General features: G+C 56.1%; 20 protein-coding genes and 3 tRNA genes. 17 read left to right on the top strand and 6 right to left on the bottom strand.

Translation table 11 applies throughout. From position 1 onward, the window contains the following. Positions 1-13: 13 nt before the first annotated feature. Positions 14-808, bottom strand: a complete 795-nt coding sequence (fhuF, locus tag F3I21_RS16940; RefSeq protein WP_150059373.1) for a siderophore-iron reductase FhuF — start codon at positions 806-808, stop codon at positions 14-16. A gap of 147 nt (positions 809-955) precedes the next feature. Further along, a complete protein-coding gene (locus F3I21_RS16935; protein WP_021506772.1) occupies positions 956-2,050 on the bottom strand; it encodes a diguanylate cyclase in 1,095 nt (364 codons plus the stop codon). Between the two features lie 229 nt (positions 2,051-2,279). Here F3I21_RS16935 and F3I21_RS16930 point away from each other — a divergent pair, with 229 nt between their 5' ends. Beyond that, complete coding sequence (locus tag F3I21_RS16930) at positions 2,280-2,564, top strand: DUF1435 domain-containing protein (protein ID WP_058757170.1); 285 nt, start codon at positions 2,280-2,282, stop codon at positions 2,562-2,564. Positions 2,565-2,654: 90 nt separating this feature from the next. On the opposite strand, the gene F3I21_RS16925 is transcribed toward F3I21_RS16930, so the two are convergent. The 4 genes from F3I21_RS16925 to rsmC form a co-directional block, all read right to left on the bottom strand. Next, positions 2,655-2,741: transfer RNA gene (locus tag F3I21_RS16925), tRNA-Leu, on the bottom strand. Positions 2,742-2,769: 28 nt separating this feature from the next. Further along, a tRNA-Leu gene (locus F3I21_RS16920) sits at positions 2,770-2,856 on the bottom strand. A gap of 31 nt (positions 2,857-2,887) precedes the next feature. Further along, a tRNA-Leu gene (locus tag F3I21_RS16915) sits at positions 2,888-2,974 on the bottom strand. A gap of 144 nt (positions 2,975-3,118) precedes the next feature. Further along, the gene (rsmC, locus tag F3I21_RS16910) at positions 3,119-4,150 is read right to left on the bottom strand and encodes a 16S rRNA (guanine(1207)-N(2))-methyltransferase RsmC (RefSeq protein ID WP_150059372.1); all 1,032 of its coding nucleotides are present in this window, start codon (positions 4,148-4,150) and stop codon (positions 3,119-3,121) included. A 106-nt stretch (positions 4,151-4,256) separates the two neighbouring features. Here rsmC and F3I21_RS16905 point away from each other — a divergent pair, with 106 nt between their 5' ends. The 16 genes from F3I21_RS16905 (at position 4,257) to F3I21_RS16830 (ending at position 20,663) form a co-directional block, all read left to right on the top strand. Then, positions 4,257-4,667, top strand: coding sequence for a DNA polymerase III subunit psi (locus tag F3I21_RS16905; RefSeq protein ID WP_031279565.1), 411 nt, complete (start codon positions 4,257-4,259; stop codon positions 4,665-4,667). Next, positions 4,639-5,079: a ribosomal protein S18-alanine N-acetyltransferase gene (gene rimI / locus F3I21_RS16900; protein WP_058776442.1), complete on the top strand. Its 441-nt coding sequence runs from the start codon at positions 4,639-4,641 to the stop codon at positions 5,077-5,079. The genes F3I21_RS16905 and rimI overlap by 29 nt, the downstream gene beginning before the upstream one ends. A 20-nt stretch (positions 5,080-5,099) precedes the next feature. Then, positions 5,100-5,780 (top strand): pyrimidine 5'-nucleotidase, encoded by a 681-nt coding sequence (gene yjjG / locus F3I21_RS16895; RefSeq protein ID WP_021506777.1) that lies wholly within the window; start codon positions 5,100-5,102, stop codon positions 5,778-5,780. A gap of 865 nt (positions 5,781-6,645) precedes the next feature. Further along, positions 6,646-7,242 carry an SH3 domain-containing protein gene (locus F3I21_RS16890; RefSeq protein WP_031279568.1) on the top strand — a complete coding sequence of 199 codons (597 nt, stop codon included), beginning with the start codon at positions 6,646-6,648 and terminating at the stop codon, positions 7,240-7,242. A gap of 22 nt (positions 7,243-7,264) precedes the next feature. Continuing rightward, positions 7,265-7,762 carry a type VI secretion system lipoprotein TssJ gene (gene tssJ, locus F3I21_RS16885; RefSeq protein ID WP_021506780.1) on the top strand — a complete coding sequence of 166 codons (498 nt, stop codon included), beginning with the start codon at positions 7,265-7,267 and terminating at the stop codon, positions 7,760-7,762. A gap of 8 nt (positions 7,763-7,770) precedes the next feature. After that, positions 7,771-9,111 carry a type VI secretion system baseplate subunit TssK gene (gene tssK / locus F3I21_RS16880; RefSeq protein WP_058757167.1) on the top strand — a complete coding sequence of 447 codons (1,341 nt, stop codon included), beginning with the start codon at positions 7,771-7,773 and terminating at the stop codon, positions 9,109-9,111. Positions 9,112-9,130: 19 nt separating this feature from the next. Beyond that, on the top strand, positions 9,131-10,372 hold the full coding sequence (locus F3I21_RS16875; protein WP_021506782.1) for a DotU family type VI secretion system protein: 1,242 nt from the start codon (positions 9,131-9,133) through the stop codon (positions 10,370-10,372). 3 nt (positions 10,373-10,375) lie between these two features. Further along, complete coding sequence (gene tssM / locus F3I21_RS16870) at positions 10,376-14,005, top strand: type VI secretion system membrane subunit TssM (protein WP_150059371.1); 3,630 nt, start codon at positions 10,376-10,378, stop codon at positions 14,003-14,005. Positions 14,006-14,019: 14 nt separating this feature from the next. Continuing rightward, positions 14,020-14,733 (top strand): type VI secretion system-associated protein TagF, encoded by a 714-nt coding sequence (gene tagF, locus F3I21_RS16865; RefSeq protein WP_021506784.1) that lies wholly within the window; start codon positions 14,020-14,022, stop codon positions 14,731-14,733. A gap of 17 nt (positions 14,734-14,750) precedes the next feature. After that, positions 14,751-15,761 carry a type VI secretion system protein TssA gene (tssA, locus tag F3I21_RS16860; RefSeq protein WP_058757231.1) on the top strand — a complete coding sequence of 337 codons (1,011 nt, stop codon included), beginning with the start codon at positions 14,751-14,753 and terminating at the stop codon, positions 15,759-15,761. Between the two features lie 79 nt (positions 15,762-15,840). After that, on the top strand, positions 15,841-16,368 hold the full coding sequence (gene tssB, locus F3I21_RS16855) for a type VI secretion system contractile sheath small subunit (protein WP_021506786.1): 528 nt from the start codon (positions 15,841-15,843) through the stop codon (positions 16,366-16,368). Between the two features lie 2 nt (positions 16,369-16,370). Next, positions 16,371-17,867 (top strand): type VI secretion system contractile sheath large subunit, encoded by a 1,497-nt coding sequence (gene tssC / locus F3I21_RS16850; protein ID WP_058757164.1) that lies wholly within the window; start codon positions 16,371-16,373, stop codon positions 17,865-17,867. Positions 17,868-18,180: 313 nt separating this feature from the next. Further along, positions 18,181-18,663 (top strand): type VI secretion system tube protein Hcp, encoded by a 483-nt coding sequence (locus F3I21_RS16845; protein WP_021313206.1) that lies wholly within the window; start codon positions 18,181-18,183, stop codon positions 18,661-18,663. Positions 18,664-18,812: 149 nt separating this feature from the next. Further along, on the top strand, positions 18,813-19,805 hold the full coding sequence (locus F3I21_RS16840) for a hypothetical protein (protein WP_150059370.1): 993 nt from the start codon (positions 18,813-18,815) through the stop codon (positions 19,803-19,805). Next, positions 19,802-20,215: a hypothetical protein gene (locus F3I21_RS16835; RefSeq protein WP_021506789.1), complete on the top strand. Its 414-nt coding sequence runs from the start codon at positions 19,802-19,804 to the stop codon at positions 20,213-20,215. The genes F3I21_RS16840 and F3I21_RS16835 overlap by 4 nt, the downstream gene beginning before the upstream one ends. A gap of 67 nt (positions 20,216-20,282) precedes the next feature. Continuing rightward, positions 20,283-20,663 (top strand): hypothetical protein, encoded by a 381-nt coding sequence (locus tag F3I21_RS16830; RefSeq protein WP_150059369.1) that lies wholly within the window; start codon positions 20,283-20,285, stop codon positions 20,661-20,663. Positions 20,664-20,741: the final 78 nt, after the last annotated feature.

Genomic DNA, 20,741 nt, shown 5'->3' with positions numbered 1-20,741 from the left:
GAATACGCCGCGCTTACACGGCATTTAACGTGCAGTTACCGCAGCGTTCGACGTCCGGAATGCGATAGCGCTGGCAGCAGCTGCGCCGCTCCATCGCGCCGTTACGCGGGATCATGGTGCGATACAGCGGATTATCACTGCCGTCGGACAGGGATTTGCTGAAAAACAGCGCCTGTTCGAGTTGATGCCGGGTAGCCGCAGGCAGCTGCTGCTGCAGTTCGCCAAGGAACCAGTAAAACGAGAAGCCTAAGTTGTTCCAGATTAGCCGCGCGTTGATGTCACCGTGCTGCGCCATGCCGTTAACGGCGGGGATCAGGCTATATTGAATCAGGCGTTCGATACGCTGCTGCGGAGTGAGATAGCGCGCATCCTCATCCTCCTGCACATCAATCCAGAAGGCACACGGATGGCCGTTTTCGTGGAACTCAACGTGGATACGCTGCGGCGAGCAGTCGAGCGCACGCGGCTCCTGCAGCAGCGCCAGCATTAATGGCGGCAGCAGCAGGCCAAAATACCACTGGGCCCACAGTGACTGCAGCGGTTTGGCTTCCTGCGGAACATCGGGATGGTGGCGATAGAGATAGTCGCTGTAGCGCTGCGTCAGGCGGCGATAGTGAAACGGCGTGGACCATTCGGCCAGCGTCAGGGTTCCTGCGGGGGCCGGCTGGCCCAGCTTCACGTTTTCCCGCATGTAGCTACGCTGGTCGCACATCAGATCTTCCAGCGCGCTGGCTAAGCTGCGATCGCTCTGCATAAAGATCAGCGGATGCGCGCTAAAGCGATGATCCTGAAGCGTGATAATGGCCATGCGGCTCCTGAGTGAAAACGGGAAGCGAAAAACAAATGATAATCGTTCCCGATTCACTGAGCAAGATGCCAGCAGCGCTCACTGTCTGGCCGCCGCGCATTTTGCGTGAAATTTCCCGGAGAGGGCGCGGCGTTGTCGCCGCACCGCTTACACCAGATCGCTGCTTACCGGCGCCAGCTTCGGTAAATCCTCCCACGCCAGAATGGTGTTACGTCCCTGATTCTTCGCCACATACAGCGCGCGGTCGGCGTTGGCCACCGCCTGGTCGAAGTCTTCTGCGAAAATCGGCGCGATACCGGCGCTGATGGTCACGTGGGTCGAGACTTTATCATTGAAGCGGTGGGGAATTTCCAGATCAACCACGTACTGACGGATGCGTTCGGCCAGCTTCATGGCAATCGAGGCGTTAACGTTGGTCATCAGCACCAGAAACTCTTCGCCGCCGTAGCGCGTCACCACATCGCGCGAGCGCACCGCATCGCGAATGGCAACCGACACCCGCGCCAGCGCCTGATCGCCCATGGCATGACCGTAGTTATCGTTGTAGGCCTTGAAGTGATCGATATCCAGCAGCAGCACAAAGTGGCTGCCGGCATGATTTTCCATGATGGTATCCAGCCGGTTCTTCAGCCCGCGCCGGTTATACAGGCCAGTGAGCGGATCGAGCATGCTCAAATCGCTAAAACTTTGCTTCTCCTCATACAGCTGGCGCACCAGCCGCAGGGTGAAGGTGTCGAAGCGGCGGCGCATCAAATGGTGCAGCGAGAAGCCGATCAGCGGCAGCGTAATGGTGAACAGAATGGTCATTAAATGCTGACCATCGTCCAGTAAAAGTACGGTTAATACCGGTGGCGTAATATGTAAACAGAACGCAAGCAAATAATCACTCAGGGCAATCGCGCTGATAAAAAATACGCTCAGCAGACTGATTATTAAAAAGCTACCGTCAAAATAAAACACCAGATGGTAACGATGATTGATATGCCAGGCCCACAGCGCGCCTAATAGCAATGCGACAGGATTTAATAACGGGAATTTTAGATTCGGCGCGATTAAACATAGCGCCAGCAGCGTGGTGCTAAAGCCCGCCACCAGTGTTACCGGCAGCGAATTGATGGGATTATCTGTGCCGAAAAACGGCAGCAGACAAAAAAGCGAAACGGCGACATTTAAAAACAAAAATAGCATCAGCGACAGCCGATACTTGCTGTGTTTCAACTCATCATAAGATTGTAATTTCATTATTATTACTCGTGACAGCCCTGAAATATCAAAGCGCTACCCGCAGGAAATAATCCCACAACGCGGATAGTGAGCACGTTTTTGCTGTGTTATCAAAATAGTTATCGGCGGCAATCTATCATTTTCCAGTAATTCTGTCATCCGGCGCGGGCAGGGCAAAAAATTCGCTGCAAGATGAGAAGTATTGTCATATGATAATAGGAATATTTATCATTTGAAGGGTTGCGCGATGATCATGGCGATGATGGCCGCCTGCGGCTTGTGGGGCGTAAGCTGGGTGATGGGAAAACGTCTGGACAGCGGCTGGGGCGTATTGCTGCCCTGCGCGGCCATGCCGGTATTTGCACTGTGGGAGCCGAGTTTCAGCCAGTGGCGCTTAGTGATGATCGTCGCGCTGCTGCTCACCGTGGTAATGCTGTTTCACCATCGTCTGCGTCATTATCTGCTGCTGCCTTCCTGCCTGGCGCTGGCTGGCGGTCTGGCGGCTATCTCGGTGAATTTTCACGTTATTTAACGGCGAGCAGAAACGACAATATCACGCAAAGGCGTGATAGCAGCGGCAACAATCAAGGGGGGATGTACTGCAGAAGAAGTGTGACAACGTTGGTGCGAAGAGAGGGACTTGAACCCTCACGTCCGTAAGAACACTAACACCTGAAGCTAGCGCGTCTACCAATTCCGCCACCTTCGCATCGTAGTTGTCTGTTTATATCACCGCATGGTGCGAAGAGAGGGACTTGAACCCTCACGTCCGTAAGAACACTAACACCTGAAGCTAGCGCGTCTACCAATTCCGCCACCTTCGCGCAGTGCACGCGATATAAACTCTGTGATTATTGGTGCGAAGAGAGGGACTTGAACCCTCACGTCCGTAAGGACACTAACACCTGAAGCTAGCGCGTCTACCAATTCCGCCACCTTCGCCTGCCTGCAATACGGTACAGTATTGCTAACCACGGAGGCGCATTTTAGAGATTTTACTCATTGCGTCAACACATATTTTGCGACGGTGAAACGACTGCTGCAAAAAGCAACGTTTTCCCCGTCGCATCGCGAGTTTTACTACGCTTAGCGCGCTTTCGCGCCGCGGCCATATACGGCGCGATACACTTTGAAGCGGCCGGTCTGCGCCAGCACTTCATGGTTACCGAAGGTTTCATCCAGCACCTGCGGATAAGGCAGGAAGGCGTTGGCCACGATGCGCAGCTCGCCGCCGCTGTTGAGATGCTTCACCGCACCGCGAATCAGCGTGTGGGCGGCATCAAGGCTGGTTTGCAGACCGTCATGGAACGGCGGGTTAGAGATGATCAGATCAAAACGGCCGCTGACGTCTGAGAACACGTTACTGGCAAACACTTCGCCTTCCAGACCGTTAGCGGCCAGCGTGGCTTTACTCGCCTCGATGGCGGCGGCGTGCACATCGCACAGCCACAGCCGGACTTTCGGCGAATGCTGCGCCAGCGCGGCGGCTAATACGCCACTGCCACAGCCGATATCCAGCACTTTGCCTTTGGTGTGCGGCGTAAGAGTGGAAAGCAGCAGATCGCTGCCGATATCCAGCCCGTCGCGGCTGAACACGCCTGGCAGGGTATGAATGGTGAGATCGTCCAGCTGATAGTGATTGCCGAACGCGCTGGCGTCAAAGCTGGCCTGCTGCGTCAGCTGGCCGTGATACAGCCCGCAGCGGCGCGCGCTGTCGATCTTCTCCAGCGTCGCCCAGTTCTCCAGCATGCCTTCGGCGCTGCGCACGCCGCTGCGGTTTTCACCGACGACAAAAATATCGCAGCCCAGCGGCAGCAGCGACAGCAGGTTTTGCAGCTGGAACTGCGCTTCCGGTTTGTTCTTCGGCCAGAAATAGACCAGCGTGTCGCAACCGGCTACGTCGGCCGCACCGGCCACCAGCCCGTACACTGCCCGTTCACCGAGGCGGCGGCTGAGGTTCTGCCAGTGATGGTACTGCTGAGTGTGCACGCGGCTCGACGCGGTCTCCAACTGGGCGGGCAGGTCATCCTGCAGGTAGCCGGCGAACAGTACGTGGCGGGCGGTAAATTCATCACTGTGGCGCAGAATCACTTCGCTGGCCGGGGTAAAAGCAGACATGGAACGCTCCTGTTAAATCAGAGCGGCGATTATAGTGCTTTGTTGGCGCATGTTCGATGGGTTTGCTAGCATAGCGTCGCATTCTGGCAGGATTACAGGTAACAGCATGAGCACAAGGCGCGACTGGCTTCTACAGCAAATGGGGATTACGCAGTATCAGCTGCGACGTCCGCGCGTGCTGCAAGGTGAAATTGCCGTTACGCTGACGCCGGACACGCGGTTGGTACTGGTTGCTGAGCAGGCGCCGGATCTGCAGGAGCCGCTGGTGCGCGACGTACTACGGACGCTGAGCATTCAGCCGGGGCAGGTAATGACGCTGACGCCAGAACAGCTGCCGATGCTGCCGGAGCAGGTCGACTGTGCTGGCTGGCTGCTGGGTGTGACCAGCGATCATCCTTTTAACGGCATCACGTTCACCAGCGCCGTTTTCAATGAATTAATCAGCAGCGGCGCGGCCAAACGCGCGCTGTGGCAACAGATGTGTAACCATGACAGCCATCTCTTTCATCACCCCTGATTTACAGCCGCGGCTGCTGGAGATCGAGCGCCGCGCGCATGCGTTTCCGTGGAGCGAGCAGACCTTTGCCAGCAATCAGGGCGAACGTTACGTCAATCTTTGCCTGCACGCGGACGGCCAGCTGGCCGGCTTCGCCATCACCCAGGTGGTGCTGGATGAAGCGTCGCTGTTCAACATCGCGGTCGATCCCGCGTTCCAGCGCCGCGGCTATGCGCGTCAGCTGCTACAGCAGCTGATTGCCGAACTGGAGCAGCGTGCGGTAATGACGCTGTGGCTGGAGGTGCGCGCCTCCAATCAGCCCGCCATTGCGCTGTATCAGCAGCTGGATTTTCATCAGGTCAGCGTGCGGCCAAACTACTATCCCACCGCCAGCGGGCGCGAGGATGCCATCATCATGGCGCTCACGCTCTGACGTTATTCAAAAGGGGCACTATGTTAAACGACTGGGACTGCATCCTGTTCGATGCGGATGACACACTTTTCCACTTTGACGCCTTCGCCGGCCTGCAGCGCATGTTTGCCAGCTACGACGTGCACTTCAGCGATCAGGATTACGCTGATTATCAGGCCGTCAACAAACCGCTGTGGGTCGATTACCAGAACGGCACCATTTCAGCGTTACAGCTTCAGACGCGCCGCTTCACGCTGTGGGGCGAAAAACTGCGCGTGGCGCCGGAAGTGCTTAACAGCGACTTTCTTAATGCGATGGCCGAGATCTGCCTGCCGCTGGATGGCGCAGCCCGCCTGCTGGATACGCTCAAGGGCAAGGTAAAAATCGCCATCATCACCAACGGTTTTACGGCGCTGCAGCAGGCGCGCCTTGAACGCACCGGCTTCCGTGACTACTTTGACGCGCTGGTGATCTCCGAACAGGTGGGCGTACCCAAGCCGGACGCGGCGATTTTTGACCATACGCTGCAGCTGCTGGGCAATCCCGATCGCCGCCGGGTATTAATGGTCGGCGACACGCCGGAATCGGATATTCTCGGTGGTATGAATGCCGGCGTGAAAACCTGCTGGATCGATCACGGCACGCGTCCGCTGCCGGCGCACATCACGCCCACCTGGCAGGTGAAAACCTTGCCTGAGCTGCAATCTATTCTGACTGCTTAACAATCCCGATACCCGCTATTTTAGCGTATTAAACCAGCCTGGTCCGCCTGGCTGGTTTTTTTCACTGTCAGTTTGTCTTTATCACCCCTTTTTTATCGCCTGCCTGGATTTTATCGCGCGCAGACAAAATGCGTGCCGCTCAGCGCCATTTTTTTTATGACAATTTTTAATGATCGCGCGAGTAAATTTTCATCTTTCATTTACAATCTTTCACAGTTTTAATGGATTGCTAAGAATAGTCTTAGGTTTATGGGCAAAAGTGACGCAAATTTGCATTAAAAATATTTGTTAACCTTTACTGAACTAATTTCCTCTGCTAGCGGCGCGTTGAAATTTTGTCAGGCTTCTGTAAACTTCCGTCAGACATTAACAAATGGATTGTGATTGCATGCTCACGGGCAGGTTTTACCTGGCTCGTGCGGTAGCTATGATGTTTCCAGTCTTTTATATGTTGTTGATATATCTCAATAAATAGCAATGCTGCCAGCGAATGCCGTAAGTTGTTGCTGTTATCATCTTAATCGTTACCGATTAACCAGATTCATTGAACGTGATAGTTTTTATACCAGGGATGGCATAAGAGAAACCGAGGTTTGGCTGTGGCCGACCCCTTCGCTTAGCAAAAATTGATCATGTTGCTGATCGTTTGTGAAACGATCAGAATTCTTCCGACATCATCCCTGTCACTAATGTTGCATTTTTAATACTTAATTCAGACTGATCAATTTTTGCTTCGCTGGCGCGATGCGTTAGCCGCACTCATTAAAGGGTCAACTTTTTAACTGGTACTGAATCGACGCCGGCTCCCGCCGTGCGCACGGTTCATTTTGCTCTTAACCGGCCTCTGGCCACTTTTTAGGCGTTAATGGAACTAAACATGAAGAAAATGGTGAATCTCCGTATGGCGTTGGGCCTGATGTTTGTTTTCGCAGTGGCTGGCTGTAAAGCACCGCCAAAGATGACAGACGACACTATTGTCAGCAGCACTGTTGACGGCGTCACGCTGTCGCACCGTTATGCCGTCCAGCCGCCGGCACAGTTCAGCCCGGTGAACGAGGCTTATCGCGCGCTCTATCCGGCTTCGATCATGACCCGCCCGAGCTTCGGCGGCAAAGTGGTGGATACGCTGAAAAGCGGTGAAACCTACACCGTGATTGGCCAGGTTGAAAACAACTGGCTGGCACTTGGCGAGTCGGCGCAGGCCGCAGACGAAGCGCAGCCTGAGACTGCACCGGCCGATGACAAAAAAGCGCAGCAGCCGGCGGCTCAGCCTGCGGTACAGCTGATCGGTTATGTCCCGTTCCGCGCGGTGGTGAAAAGCGCGCTGTATGAGCAGACCATCAAAGCGGACCAGCCGAAGCGTCGCGCCCGCGCCAGCAGCAAGAAAAAGACCTGCGTCGCGGTGGATGGCGACAGCAAAGCGTGCCAGAACAGCAACAGCGGCACCTGGATCATCAACTAACACGGTAAGCAGGGAGGGCTGAATGATGACGATGATTTCTCTCCGCCGCGCCGGATTACTGCTGCTGGCTTGCCTGCTGGCCGCCTGCAGCAGCAACAGTCCGGCGCCGGTTGCACGCTACAATCTCGACTTTCAGGCGCATCCGCAGATCAACGCGGGTGCGCCGCTTAAAGTCCGGGTGATGTTGCTGACCTCCGATGCGGAATTCATGTCCGCTGATTTCTACTCCCTGCAGAACCAGCCCGCCACCGCGTTGGGCAGCACGCTGCTCAACAATCAGCAGTTCTTCCTGATGTCAGGTCAGCTGAGTAAAACCCTCAGCGCGAAAAGCCTGCCGGAAGCGCGCTTCATCGGCATCATGGCCGAGTATCAGGCGCTGGACGGTAAAGTCTGGCGTCTCGCGCTGCCCTTCCCGGATGGCGACGACAGCGCATTCTGGCAGTTCTGGAAAAATAACGATGGTGAGTTGAATGCCCGCGTCGTGGCGGATATCAACGGCCTGCGCGTGGTTAAGCAGTAAGGATGCCTATGAACCGAGCCGAAAAGGTTGTCTGGACCGAGGGGATGTTCCTGCGCCCTCACCATTTCCAGCAGTCGGAAAATTTTCTACACAGCACCCTGCGCGAGTGGGGGCAGTCGCAGCGCGCCTACACCTGGGGTTTTTTTGATCTCGAATTTGATGAAGCGCTGTTGCGCCAGGGAAAACTGGCGCTGAGTGCCGCCAGCGGATGTCTGCCTGACGGCACCTTCTTCTCTTTCAGCCAGCCACAGCACGGTCCGGCTCCGCTGGATCTGCCGGCGAATGTCGATCGCAGCAAAGTGGTACTGGCGATCCCGGCCCGGCGCAACGGGCGCGAAGCGGTGGCGTTTCAGGAGACGCAGGATTCACTGGCGCGCTATCTGGCGTGGGAAGCCGAAGTCGAAGATGACAACGCTCAGGCGGTCGGCGCTGCCACCGTTCAGTTCGGCAAACTGCGCCTGCGCCTGATGCTGGAACAGGATCTCACCGCGGAATGGACGGCGATGGGCGTGGCGCAGGTGATTGAAAAACGCAGCGATAACCACGTGCGCCTCGATACCGATTACATTCCGCCGATGCTGACGCTCAACGCCAGCCGGCCGCTGCAGAGCATGCTCAATGACCTGCACGGCCTGATTCAGCAGCGCAGCCAGCAGCTGAGCCAGCGCACGCCGGGTACCGGCCGCTTTAACAGTGCCGACATGGTCGATTTTATGCTGCTGACCTTACTCAACCGTCAGCTTGGCCTGCACGCGCACCTACAGCATCTGCCGCTGCTGCACCCGGAAACGCTCTACAGTCACTGGCTGCAGCTGGCCGCTGAATTGAGCAGCTGGATGCCGGCGCGCACCCCGGACGCGCTGCCGCTGTATGACCATGACGATCTGTACAGCTGTTTTGCCCGCTTAACGCTGCTGCTGCGCCAGGGACTGTCGCAGGTGATGGAAGAGAGCGCCATCCAGTTGCCGCTGACGCAGCGCTCGCACGGCCTCAACGTGGCCACGGTGCCGGAAAGCAGCATGGTGCGCGAGTTCGGCTTTGTGCTGGCGGTCAAAGCCAGCGTGCCGGCCGAGGCGCTGAAAACCCACTTCCCGGCGCAGATGAAAGTCGCGCCCGTTACCAAAATCCGCGATCTGGTACAGCTGCAGCTGCCGGGACTGGCGCTGAAAGCCATGCCGGGCGCGCCGCCGCAAATCCCGTGGCATGCCGGCTACAGCTATTTCGAGCTCGATAAGAACAGCGAGCTGTGGCAGGAGATGGAGCGCTCAGGTGCCTTTGCGCTGCATCTGGCCGGTGAGTTTCCGGGCCTGAACATGGAGTTCTGGGCCATTCGTAGTCAGTCAGAATAATCAAAACTGAGCACGCCGCATGATGCAGGAACAACAGAAACCGAACAGTGACGTCACACAGCAGGATGTCAGCCATCAGAATGTGCTGGTCGCCGCGGCGAATCCGCTGATTAACGCGATCCCGCAGATTCGCCACTCCGTCTCGCACGACGATCCGGCGCGGCTGCGCCAGCAGCTGATCGATCAGATCCGTCGCTTTGAGCTCAGCTGCCAGCAGTCGGGGCTGAGTTATGAAGTGATCGTCGGCGCGCGCTACTGCCTGTGCACCGCGCTGGATGAAGCGGCGGCGCTGACGCCGTGGGGCAGCCGCGGCGTGTGGACCAGCAACGGCCTGCTGGTAACGTTTCACAATGAAACCTGGGGCGGTGAGAAGTTCTTTCAGTTGCTGGCCAAGCTGTCGCAAAACCCGCGTCAGCACATCCTGCTGCTGGAGCTGATCTACTTCTGCCTGCTGCTCGGCTTTGAAGGGCGCTACCGCGTGCTGGATAATGGGCGTTCGCAGCTGGAAACCATCAAACAGCGTCTGCTGCAGATGATCAAAAGCGTGCGCGGCAGTTACCCGGCGGCGCTGTCACCGCATCCCACCGATCAGCCGGTGCTGCGCAAGCTGTGGCGGCCGATGATTCCACTATGGGCCTGTGCGGCGGTGGCCGGCTTTGCTGCCTGCCTGTTCTACATTGTCCTGAACTGGCGTCTCGGCGATTACACCTCGCCGGTGCTGGCCAGCATCTATCAGACCGCGCTGCCGGAAGTCAAAATCAGCAATCCGGCACCGCCGCCGCCCGCCACGCTGAACCTGAAAGCGTTCCTCAAGCCGGAAATTGATGCCGGCCTGGTGGCGGTGCGCGATGAAGCCGACCAGAGCGTGGTCACCCTGAAGGGCGATGGCCTGTTCGCCTCGGCATCCACCGAAGTGCGTGGTCGCTACGATGCGGTGATTCAGCGCATTGCCGCCGCGATGAATAACGTCAGCGGGAAGATTCTGGTGATTGGCTACAGCGACAACGTGCCGATTCGCAGTGCCCGCTTCGCCTCCAACTATGAACTCTCGCTGGCGCGCGCGCAGTCGGTGCAAACCCTGCTGCAGCAGCAGCTGGCACAACCGTCGCGGGTTAAAGCCGAAGGGCGTGGCGAAAGCCATCCGCTGGTGCCGAACACCAGCGCGGAGAATCGCGCCCGCAACCGTCGCGTAGAAATTACTCTGCTGGTCGCGCCGGATGCGACGCAAGCGGAACTCAACGGCCTGGCGAGAGGGAACTAATCCATGCTGAATATGCTTTTTGCGGTGCTGACCAGCCGCCTCGCCTGGGGTTTTGTCGGCATTACCGCGCTCTCCTTTATCATCTGGGTGATTGGCCCGGTGTTTTCCATTGTCGACTCGCGGCCGCTGGAGCCAGAGCAGAACCGCATCATCAGCATTACGCTGCTCTATCTGGTGTGGGGGCTGAGCCAGGCGATTCCGCGCCTGTATAACTTCTGGCTCAACCGCAAACTGATGTCGAGCCTCGAAACCAGCAAAAGCGATGCGCCGGAGCAGGACCGCAAACGCCTGACCAATGAAGAGCAGGTGCTGGCGAGCCGTTTCTCCGAAGCCACCGACATGCTGAAAAAAGCGCACTTCCAGCGCGCCAGCAGTAAGGGCGCGCCTTTCTGGGCGCAGCGCTTTAGCCATCAATACCTCTACCAGCTGCCGTGGTACATGATCATTGGCGCACCGGGTGCCGGTAAAACCACCGCGCTGGTCAACTCCGGGCTGCAGTTCCCGCTGGCGGACAAGTTCGGCAAAGCGGCGCTGCGCGGCATTGGCGGCACGCGCAACTGCGACTGGTGGTTCACCAACGAAGCGGTGCTGCTGGATACCGCTGGCCGCTATACCACCCAGGAGAGTCAGCAGGAGCGCGACGCCAGCGAGTGGCATCACTTTCTCGACCTGCTGCGCAAATATCGCGGCCGTCAGCCCGTCAATGGCGTGATTGTCACGCTCAGCGTGTCTGATTTACTGACGCAATCGCCGGAAGCGCAGCGCAATCAGGCGATCGCACTGCGTCAGCGGCTGATGGAGCTGCACGATCGCCTTGGCATTCGCTTCCCGGTTTATGTGCTGGTCACCAAAACCGACCTGCTCAAAGGTTTCCGCAGCTACTTCGCTTCGCTGGATAAAACCCAGCGCGAGCAAATCTGGGGCTTTACCTTCCCGTGGGCGCAGGCGTCGACCGCAGAGTTTGAGCTCAACAGCCAGTTTCAGCAGGAGTATTCACTGCTGCAGCAGCGTCTGGATGCCGGCCTGGCCGATACGCTGCTGGCGGAGAGCGATGCGCAGGCGCGGGCGGAGAGCTATCTGTTCCCGCAGGAGTTCGCCGCGCTGCGTCCGCTGCTGGCGGATGCGCTGGATACGCTGTTTGCCCGCTCTGATTTCGAAACCCAGTTCGCGCCGCGCGGTATCTATTTCGCCAGCGGTACTCAGGAAGGGCTGCCGTTTGACCGCGTGATGGGCGAGCTGAGCCGCGCCCTGCATCTGCCGGGACAGCGCAGCGGCGAATCCGGCAGCTGGGACCAGGTCGACAAAGAGTCACCGATCCCGCCGAACAAAGGTCAGAGCTTCTTCCTGAAAGGCGTGCTGGAAAATGTCATCTTCCAGGAGTCGGGCCTAGCGGGCAGTAACCGCTGGTGGGAGCTGCGCAATCGCGCCGGATTGTGGTCCGGCTATCTGGCGCTGCTGGTGCTGGTACTGATTGCCGGAGCGCTGTGGCTCACCAGCTACAGCAAAAACAAAGCCTATTTGCAGGAGATGGCGGGTAAAACGTTGCAGGTGGAACAGCTGGGGCAACAGCTGGAACGCCAGGGCAATGGCGATCTGTTTGCGCTGGTGCCGTATCTCAACACGCTACTGCAGCTGCCAAAAAGCGCCGACTTCTCGCTGGAAGATCCCCCGCTGACGCGCCGCATGGGGCTGTATCGCGGTACCGAAGTCAGCGACGCCACGCGCACCCTGTATGACAAAGCGCTGAAACAGCTGCTGCTGCCGCAGGTGGCGCAAAACATCACCCGCTGGCTGCGCAACGACAACGGCAGCGATGCGGATTACAGCTACGAAGCGCTGAAAGCTTACCAGATGCTGTATCAGCCAAAACATTATGACGGCAAATTCCTGCATGCCTGGCTGATGCTGAATATTAGCCGCGAACTGCCACAAAATGTGACGCAGCAGGAAGTGAAACAGCTGGCGTGGCATCTGCAGCAGCTGCTGGAGACACAGATTCAGTCCTCGCCGTACGCGAAGGATGACGCGCTGGTAAAGCGCGAGCAGGCGCTGATTAACCAAATGCCGCTGTCGCAGCGCGTCTACGGACGTCTGAAGCGCCTGCTGCAGCGTGACGGCAGCCTGCAACCGGTCACCCTCGCGGCGCTGGGCGGGCCGCAGAGTGAGCTGGTGTTTTCACGCAAAAGCGGCAAATCGGTCAATGACGGCGTGGCCGGCCTGTTCACACCTGACGGTTACTGGCAGCACGTTGATAAACAAATCGCACCGGTCACGCAGGCGCTGTTTCAGGATGATGTCTGGGTGCTGGGCGGCGTTGCCTCGCCGGAGAACAGTCAGCAGACCGATCTCGCGGTGCGCCAGCTCTACGTGCAGGATTACATCAGCCAGTGGGAGCAGTTCCTCAGCGATATCCAGCTCAACAGCAGCGCGGATTTGTCGCAGCGCATCAACACCGCACGTCTGCTGTCGGGCAACCACTCGCCGCTGCGCCAGCTGGTGGTTAACCTCAGTAAGCTGCTGACGCTGAACCGCGCACAGCCGGATGAGCAAAATACCCAGGCACAGCCGGCGACGGGCAACAGCGCCACGCGCACTTTAGAAGCGCTGTTCAGTTCCTCCAAAGCCAGCGCGGCGCCGGGCCAGGGCGCCGCCCAGCAGGCACCGGAGCAGGCGGTGGCGGTGCACTTCGCGCCTGTGCTGGAGCTGGCACAGCCGCTGCAGCAGGGCAGTAAAGTGCTGGCGGTGGATGATTTTCTGCATCAGATCGACGATCTCTACCGCTACCTGACGGCGGTGCAGGACGCCGCCAATAGCGGCATGCCGCCGCCGTCCGGCGATGCCATCAGTCGTCTGCAGGCCAGCGCCGGTCGCTTACCGGGTTCGCTGCAGAATATGGTTTCCAGCATGGCTGTGGGCGCCAGCAGCGATGCACAGCGCCGCGATATGGATAACGTGCGCAAGCGCATCACCATGGAAGTGGGCAGCTTCTGCCGCCAGGCGATTGCCGGCCGTTACCCGCTGGTGCGCAATGCGCGCAGCGAAGTAACGCCGGACGATCTGGCGCGCATGTTCGCGCCGGGCAGTGGGCTGATGGACAGCTTCTTCCGCGACAATCTGGCCAGCAAAGTGGATACCACCAACGCGGCGTGGCGTTTCACGCCAGGCATCGACGGCAAAACGCTGCCGGGCGGTGAGGCGCTGCTGCGTCCGTTCCAGCAGGCGCAGTCGATTCGTGATGCCTTCTTTGCTAACGGGGCGACCACGCCGTCGTTCCGCGTCACGCTGCGTACGGTGAAAATGGATAACGACATTCTCAACCTGACGCTCGACGTCGATGGCCAGATTCTGCGTTACAGCCACGGCCCGCAGGCGGTGCAGATGGTGAGCTGGCCCGGACCGGGCGGCACCAGCCAGGTGCGGATGCAGCTTGGCCTGACCAACGGCACCACCTCAACACTGGTGACCAGCGGTCCGTGGGCGCTGAACCGCTTCTTCGATCGCGCTCGCTTAACCGCGGTCGGTGGCCTGACCCGCGAGGCCAGTTTTAACGTCGATGGCCATCAGGTCACGTTGTCGTTCACCCCTGGCAGTATTCGTAACCCGTTCCAGCTTCCCGGCTTTAGCTGCCCCTGAAACAGGACCTGATAATGACTCATTACGCAGCACCCGGCTGGTACGGCAAATTGCCCAGCTCGGGTGACTTTGTGAAGCGACGCTTCCCCGATGTGCTGTACCGGCAGTGGTCGAACTGGTTTCAGGTCGGACTGCATCACTGGCAAACCAGTGAAGAGAGTAAAAACGCCCCGTCGCGCGCCTTTCTCAAAGCGCCGGTGTGGAATTTTGTCGTGCCGCCGATGCTCGGCAGTCAGCTGATCCAGATGGGCTGCCTGATTGCCGCCCGCGACAGCGTCGGCCGCAACTATCCGCTGTGCGCGCTGCGCCATTTTACTCCTGCCGAGTGGTCACCGGCGCTGCTGGCCCGCTCGGGCGAGTGGTATCAGCAGGTCGGCAATATGCTGCTGCGCGTGGTGCAAAACGGCGGTACGCCAGAGCAGCTCGACCAGGCGCTGCTGAGTATTCCGCAGCCCCAGCAGCCGCAAACTGACGGCGAACAATCGGACATTTTACAGGTGATTGGCGACGGCGAGCCGTCAACGCTCAACTGGAAACTGCCGGGTGACAGCTTCGACCCGCAGTTTTACACCAGCTTCTGGTGGACAAACCAGAGCGACGGTTTCCCGCTTTACACCCAGGTGCACAGCGGCAACTTCACCGCACAGCTGTTCTCACTGCTGTTTGACCCGGCCGGCGGGGCAAAACCCGGACGAAACGGACTTTATCCTCCGATGTTTGAATCCTGAGGCCAACCGCTATGACGATGAATATTGACGCGCTGCTGGCGCCGGTCAGCAGTGATAACCCCTGCGGCGACAACCTGGAGTATCACGCGGATTACCAGGCGATGGAGCAGGCCAGTACCGGTAAAGCCGAACAGCAATTTGGTGAGACCATTATCCCGGCTGAATCAGCCGACTGGAATAAAGTCGAAAAGCTGGCGATTGACTTGCTCAGCCGCAGCAAAGACCTGCGAGTGATGTTAGCGCTTACTCACGCCTGGACCGAGTTGAAAGGGCTGCCGGGCTATGCGCAGGGACTGAAGCTGATTGAGCAGGCGCTGCTGCTGTACTGGGAGCCGCTGTGGCCGCGACTGGAAGAGTACGGCGAACAGGATCCGTTTTACCGCATCAACGCGGTGGCGCTGCTGGGCGATAAATCAGCGCTGAGCAGCGCGGTACGCCAGAGCTGGCTGCTGCGCTACGCCTCGGATGGCATCACGCTGCGCGATGCCGCAGCGCTGTGCGACGGCAGCAAGACCGAAGTCGCGGACTATCCTGGCGGTCTGCCGCGCCTGACCGATGAGCTGGCGCGCGGTGAGCAGCCCGGTATTGAAGCGGTGCTACAGATAAGTGAGCGTTTGCAAACTATTACCGAAACTCTGACCGAACAGCTGGGTGAAGCGGCGGTGCCGGAGCTGTCGCAGCTGCGCAGGCAGATCGCCATGATCGCCGAACGCTGTCAGGCCACTGACCTCAGCACGCTGCAGCCGGCCGTGGTAACAGAGCCGCCGCCGGAACCGAGCGTCGCCGCGCCCGCCGCAGCGGTTCGCACGGCTGACTGGCGCAGCGTGCAAATCAGTTCGCGCGCCGATGCGCAGCTGATGCTGGAGAAGGTGAAGCACTACTTTGCTCAGCACGAACCCAGCCATCCGGCACCGCTAATGATCGACCGCGTACAGCGGCTTATTGAACTCGATTTTATGGACATCATCCGCGATCTGGCGCCAGACGGCGTGCATCAGCTGGAAAATATCTTTGGACGCCGCGACTAAGCGAGCGTAACAACTCAACGCAGCGAGACCTGCGCGCCTCCTGCGAAATTTTACCCGCGCACCCTTAATGGAGAAAACCATGGCACCAACGAAATCCAGTGGGCAGAAGTTCATTGCCCGCAATCGCGCGCCTCGCGTTCAGATTGAATATGACGTGGAAATTTATGGCGCGGAACGCAAAATTCAGCTGCCGTTTGTGATGGGCGTCATGGCGGACCTGGTCGGTAAACCACTCGAGCCGCAGGCGAGCCTTGATGAGCGTAAATTCCTGGAAATTGATATCGATAACTTCGATGAGCGCATGAAAGCGCTGAAGCCGCGTGCGGCGTTTCAGGTGGATAACACGCTCAACGGCGAAGGCAAACTTAACGTCGAACTGACCTTTGAGAGCATGGACGATTTCTCACCGGATGCGATTGCCCGCAAAGTTGAACCGCTGAGCAACCTGCTGGAAGCGCGTACCCAGCTTTCGAATCTGCTGACCTACATGGACGGCAAAAACGGTGCGGAAGAGCTGATCGGTAAGATTCTGCAGGATCCAACGCTGTTGAAAGCGCTGACCCATCTGCCGAAGCAGGATGAAAGCGCTGAAGGTAAGGAGGAGTAATCATGACCCAGTCTTCGCATCAGCAGCAACAGGGCGCCGCGCACTACAGCGAGAATGAACTCAGCGCCCTGCTGAACAAAGAATTTCGTCCAACCAGCGATCAGGCGCGTGCAGCCGTCGAAAGTGCTGTGAAGACGCTGGCGCAGCAGGCGCTGGAAAACACCGTCACCATCTCGAATGATACCTATCGCACCATCCAGGCGCTGATCGCTGAGATTGACGACAAGCTGTCACAGCAGATCAACCAGATTATTCATCATGAAGAGTTTCAGCAGCTGGAGAGCGCGTGGCGCGGTCTGAGCTACCTGGTGAACAATACCGAAACCGACGAGATGCTGAAAATCCGTTTCATGAGCATCTCCAAGCAGGAGCTGGGACGCAGCCTGAAGCGTTTTAAAGGCGCTGGCTGGGATCAGAGTCCGCTGTTTAAGAAAATTTATGAGCAGGAGTACGGTCAGTTCGGTGGTGAACCGTTTGGCTGCCTGGTGGGCGATTACTATTTCGATCACAGCCCGCAGGACGTGGAGCTGCTGGGCGAAATGGCGCGTATCAGCGCGGCGGCACACTGCCCGTTCATCACCGGTACCGCGCCAACCGTCATGCAGATGGAATCATGGCAGGAGCTGGCGAACCCGCGCGATCTGACCAAAATCTTCCAGAACACCGAATATGCCGCCTGGCGCAGCCTGCGTGAATCGGAAGATGCTCGTTATCTCGGCCTGGTCATGCCGCGCTTCCTGGCGCGCCTGCCGTATGGCATTCGCACCAATCCGGTGGATAGCTTTGATTTTGAAGAGCAGACCGACGGCTCAAATCACAACGGCTACACCTGGAGCAACGCCGCCTACGCCATGGCAGCCAACATCAACCGTTCGTTCAAAGAGTACGGCTGGTGCACCGCCATCCGCGGCGTCGAGTCTGGCGGTGCGGTTGAAAACCTGCCGTGCCACACCTTCCCGAGTGATGACGGCGGCGTAGACATGAAATGCCCGACGGAGATTGCCATCAGCGATCGTCGTGAAGCCGAGCTTGCGAAAAACGGCTTCATGCCATTGGTGCACCGCAAAAACTCCGACTTTGCTGCCTTTATTGGTGCGCAGTCACTGCAAAAGCCTGCGGAATACCATGATGCCGATGCGACCGCCAACGCACGTCTGGCTGCACGCCTGCCGTATCTGTTTGCCTGCTGCCGCTTCGCGCACTACCTCAAGTGTATCGTGCGCGACAAGATCGGTTCATTCCGCGAGCGTGATGAAATGGAGCGCTGGCTGAATGATTGGGTGATGAGCTACGTCGACGGCGACCCGGCGAACTCGTCACAGGAAACCAAATCGCGTAAGCCGCTGGCTGCCGCCGAGGTGAGCGTGGAAGAGCAGGAAGATAACCCGGGCTACTACGCCGCGAAATTCTTCCTGCGTCCGCACTACCAGCTGGAAGGCCTGACGGTGTCACTGCGTCTGGTATCGAAACTGCCTTCACTCAAATCGAATGAGAATTGATTAACTGCATCAGGCCGTCATGTATGGCGGTCTCAATGCTCACAAAGCTTTGCAGTTACCGTGCAGACGCAAAACGCTTATTGCGAGCCGGCTCCGCGTTTCGATATTAATATCGAGGAACTAAAGGATTCACTATTTTTTATTGCTCCATCCAGTGGGACAATAAAAACACTCTCTGAATAAACCATGTAGCAATATTCAGAAAACGAGGCAGAGGTAAAATATGGACTGTTTTATTCAGCCCCATGCTTTCCTGTTTGCCATAACGATGCTTTATCAAAGCAGAACGTAAATCAAGCAAGAGAAGATAATTATGGCTATTGATATGTTTTTAAAAGTTGATGGTGTGACCGGCGAGTCTAAAGACTCCAACCACACCGGCTGGACTGATATTACCTCTTTCAACTGGGGTGCTAACCAGCCGGGTAATATGTCTGTTGGCGGCGGTGGCGGTGCAGGTAAAGTGAATTTTGCTGACCTGAGCGTAAATGCACTGATTGACAAATCCACCACTGCAATCCTGAAAAATTGCGCCAGCGGTAAGCATATCAGCAAAGTAGAGCTGTCCGTATGCAAAGCAGGCGGCACACAGATTGAATACGCACGTATCACACTGGAAGATGTGCTGGTGTCAAAAGTTGATTATACCGGTGCTGCTAATGGCGATACCCTGAGCGTGACTTACGCGTTCCAGGCTGCCAAAGTGAAGCAGCAATACTGGGAGCAGAGCTCTTCAGGTGGTAAAGGCGCTGAAAGCAGCGCTGGCTGGAACATCAAAGAAAATAAAGAAGCGTAATTGCTTTATTAAGCGGCCCTGTGGGGCCGCTATAAATATTTCAGAATACTTATCTGAAAATATAATTGAGCGGGATACAACTTACAGAAGAGATGTTAATAAGATTATCTTTTAACTAAATAAATATTTAACTGCAAAAGGAGATTGTGATGACAGGTAAAACTTCCATCGAACCGGGATTTTGTGTAGTGCAACGCCCTGGAAGCCTCACCGAGCAAGCGATGTGGCTGTACGGTACGCGCAACATGCCGGCGGCAAATTACTTTTTGCAGTTAAATGCTGATGTCGCATGGGCTAAACCGGGACAAATCCTGATCGTTGCTGATCCGGAAGGAAACAATCATCCTGCGGCAATGAGTGCCCTGGCAACGGCAAAAGCGACAACCAACAATAGTCTGGCGCATCTATCCGTTGATGAGGCTGACTTTTTCAACCGGCATTATGCTTCGATCGCTGCTATTACCAATTATATGGATCAAGCTTCGGGTCTGATCGGTGATGCAGGCGAGAAATACTTCTCAGAAATAGCAAATAAACTTACTGCCATTGAAAATGCCTATCGCAACCAGTACCTAACGGCAGGCACACTATTTGGTGAGCAGTTTTTTGTTGAGCGTCGCCGTCTGTTTGGCGAACTCGAACAGCTGCTCAATCGCGTTTCGCGATTGATTCTGAATTTGAGACCCTACGATAAAATTAAACATGCATTGAATTTGTCCAGTTCATCCATTGTGCACGACTGGCAAACCGCTGGAGTGGGAGCAATTCGTGGCTACTCAACCTACGTAGATGGTGCAGCGAAAGCAGCTAAGTTTATGAAAGCCGGGGGGTTGGTAGCTGTAGGATTTGGTGCCTTAAATACGACGAATGAGGTCTATCAGGCTTGTACGGTGGACCGGAAAAATGAGTGTGCTAAAGTTGCCGTAACCGAATACGCTAAATTTGCAGCGAGTACAATGGCAAGCGTTTATGGTGGTGCATTTGGTGCAGCCTCAGGTCAGTTTGTTTGCGTTGCTTTGGGAATAGGTACTGGACCGATAGGTTATCTTACATGCTCACTGGTTGGAGCTGCTGTAGGTGGATATGTTGCTGGCGAGGTAGGTGGTTGGCTGACAGGATTTACAATGGATAAAATTTTATGAATTTTCCTGATGCTTTAATTTTTCTATCTGTATTTTCTTTTCTTTTATCGATCGTTTTACAAATTTCTGGCTATGTGATTTTTAGAAGAAATATCAAGAAATTCGAAGTTATTTTGTCTGAATTTCGACAGAGAAATCTTCAGCTTGACATCACGACGAATATTTCCTCTTACTTTAGCGCATCCTTTCATCCGCTTAAAATAGCTTATTTTGCTTATCTTTATAAAGGTGTCATGCTTTATCATAAAAGGAATGAAAGGGTAAACAAGGAAACCTATGATTTCATTCAGTCCCTGCCTAAAGAAAAAATAAACTGGTTGCTGCGTCTGCATACTTTAAATCTGGTTACTGCCTTTTTCATGATTGGCGGAGGCGTGGGGTTTATAATCTGGAGGCACTATTATAGTTAATCAGTCGCAGCATCTGTGATGGACATAGCTCCTGAAGCTGGGGCAGTCATGATTATGGAAAACTACTGTGGACCTATTACTATCAATATCAGCTGCTTTGATAGGCTCGGGTTGCATTTTGCAAGTATGGGCATTTATCCTGTTCAAGAGTAATCAGCGGAAATTTGATTTTATAATGAGTGAGTTTCAGCGTATTAACCTGCAGAACGATATTATCACGCAGGTTGCTAATCATTTTCCATCATTATTTCATCATAACAAGGTCTCATATTTCGCACGGCTTTATAAAGGTGTGACCATGTATCATAAGAAAAATGAGCGGGTGAGTGCTGAAACATATAATTTTGTTCAAAATTTCCCATCTGAAAAGATAAAATGGTTGCTCATAGTGCATAACCTAAACTTAATCAGTGCGCTGCTATTATTTTTAGGTGCCGTAACTATTTGAATTTATAAGCGGATGCACTGATTTCTTCAGTATACTGAATGAAGTTTTCAGAATCATATATGTCTGCTTTCATTGTTT

Source organism: Pantoea sp. B_9 (genome assembly GCF_008632015.1).
In the GTDB taxonomy this organism is placed as follows: Bacteria; Pseudomonadota; Gammaproteobacteria; order Enterobacterales; family Enterobacteriaceae; genus Pantoea; species Pantoea dispersa.
The sequence above is the reverse complement of the archived record's forward strand: the minus strand, read 5'-3'. Positions and strand labels throughout refer to the sequence as shown.

What these genes read in the sequence shown, in the direction of transcription:
- fhuF (WP_150059373.1), bottom strand. Translation starts at nt 808, where the DNA reads ATGGCCATTATCACGCTTCAGGATCATCGCTTTAGCGCGCATCCGCTG.
- F3I21_RS16935 (WP_021506772.1), bottom strand. Translation starts at nt 2,050, where the DNA reads ATGAAATTACAATCTTATGATGAGTTGAAACACAGCAAGTATCGGCTG.
- F3I21_RS16930 (WP_058757170.1), top strand. Translation starts at nt 2,280, where the DNA reads ATGATCATGGCGATGATGGCCGCCTGCGGCTTGTGGGGCGTAAGCTGG.
- rsmC (WP_150059372.1), bottom strand. Translation starts at nt 4,150, where the DNA reads ATGTCTGCTTTTACCCCGGCCAGCGAAGTGATTCTGCGCCACAGTGAT.
- F3I21_RS16905 (WP_031279565.1), top strand. Translation starts at nt 4,257, where the DNA reads ATGAGCACAAGGCGCGACTGGCTTCTACAGCAAATGGGGATTACGCAG.
- rimI (WP_058776442.1), top strand. Translation starts at nt 4,639, where the DNA reads ATGACAGCCATCTCTTTCATCACCCCTGATTTACAGCCGCGGCTGCTG.
- yjjG (WP_021506777.1), top strand. Translation starts at nt 5,100, where the DNA reads ATGTTAAACGACTGGGACTGCATCCTGTTCGATGCGGATGACACACTT.
- F3I21_RS16890 (WP_031279568.1), top strand. Translation starts at nt 6,646, where the DNA reads ATGGAACTAAACATGAAGAAAATGGTGAATCTCCGTATGGCGTTGGGC.
- tssJ (WP_021506780.1), top strand. Translation starts at nt 7,265, where the DNA reads ATGATGACGATGATTTCTCTCCGCCGCGCCGGATTACTGCTGCTGGCT.
- tssK (WP_058757167.1), top strand. Translation starts at nt 7,771, where the DNA reads ATGAACCGAGCCGAAAAGGTTGTCTGGACCGAGGGGATGTTCCTGCGC.
- F3I21_RS16875 (WP_021506782.1), top strand. Translation starts at nt 9,131, where the DNA reads ATGATGCAGGAACAACAGAAACCGAACAGTGACGTCACACAGCAGGAT.
- tssM (WP_150059371.1), top strand. Translation starts at nt 10,376, where the DNA reads ATGCTGAATATGCTTTTTGCGGTGCTGACCAGCCGCCTCGCCTGGGGT.
- tagF (WP_021506784.1), top strand. Translation starts at nt 14,020, where the DNA reads ATGACTCATTACGCAGCACCCGGCTGGTACGGCAAATTGCCCAGCTCG.
- tssA (WP_058757231.1), top strand. Translation starts at nt 14,751, where the DNA reads ATGAATATTGACGCGCTGCTGGCGCCGGTCAGCAGTGATAACCCCTGC.
- tssB (WP_021506786.1), top strand. Translation starts at nt 15,841, where the DNA reads ATGGCACCAACGAAATCCAGTGGGCAGAAGTTCATTGCCCGCAATCGC.
- tssC (WP_058757164.1), top strand. Translation starts at nt 16,371, where the DNA reads ATGACCCAGTCTTCGCATCAGCAGCAACAGGGCGCCGCGCACTACAGC.
- F3I21_RS16845 (WP_021313206.1), top strand. Translation starts at nt 18,181, where the DNA reads ATGGCTATTGATATGTTTTTAAAAGTTGATGGTGTGACCGGCGAGTCT.
- F3I21_RS16840 (WP_150059370.1), top strand. Translation starts at nt 18,813, where the DNA reads ATGACAGGTAAAACTTCCATCGAACCGGGATTTTGTGTAGTGCAACGC.
- F3I21_RS16835 (WP_021506789.1), top strand. Translation starts at nt 19,802, where the DNA reads ATGAATTTTCCTGATGCTTTAATTTTTCTATCTGTATTTTCTTTTCTT.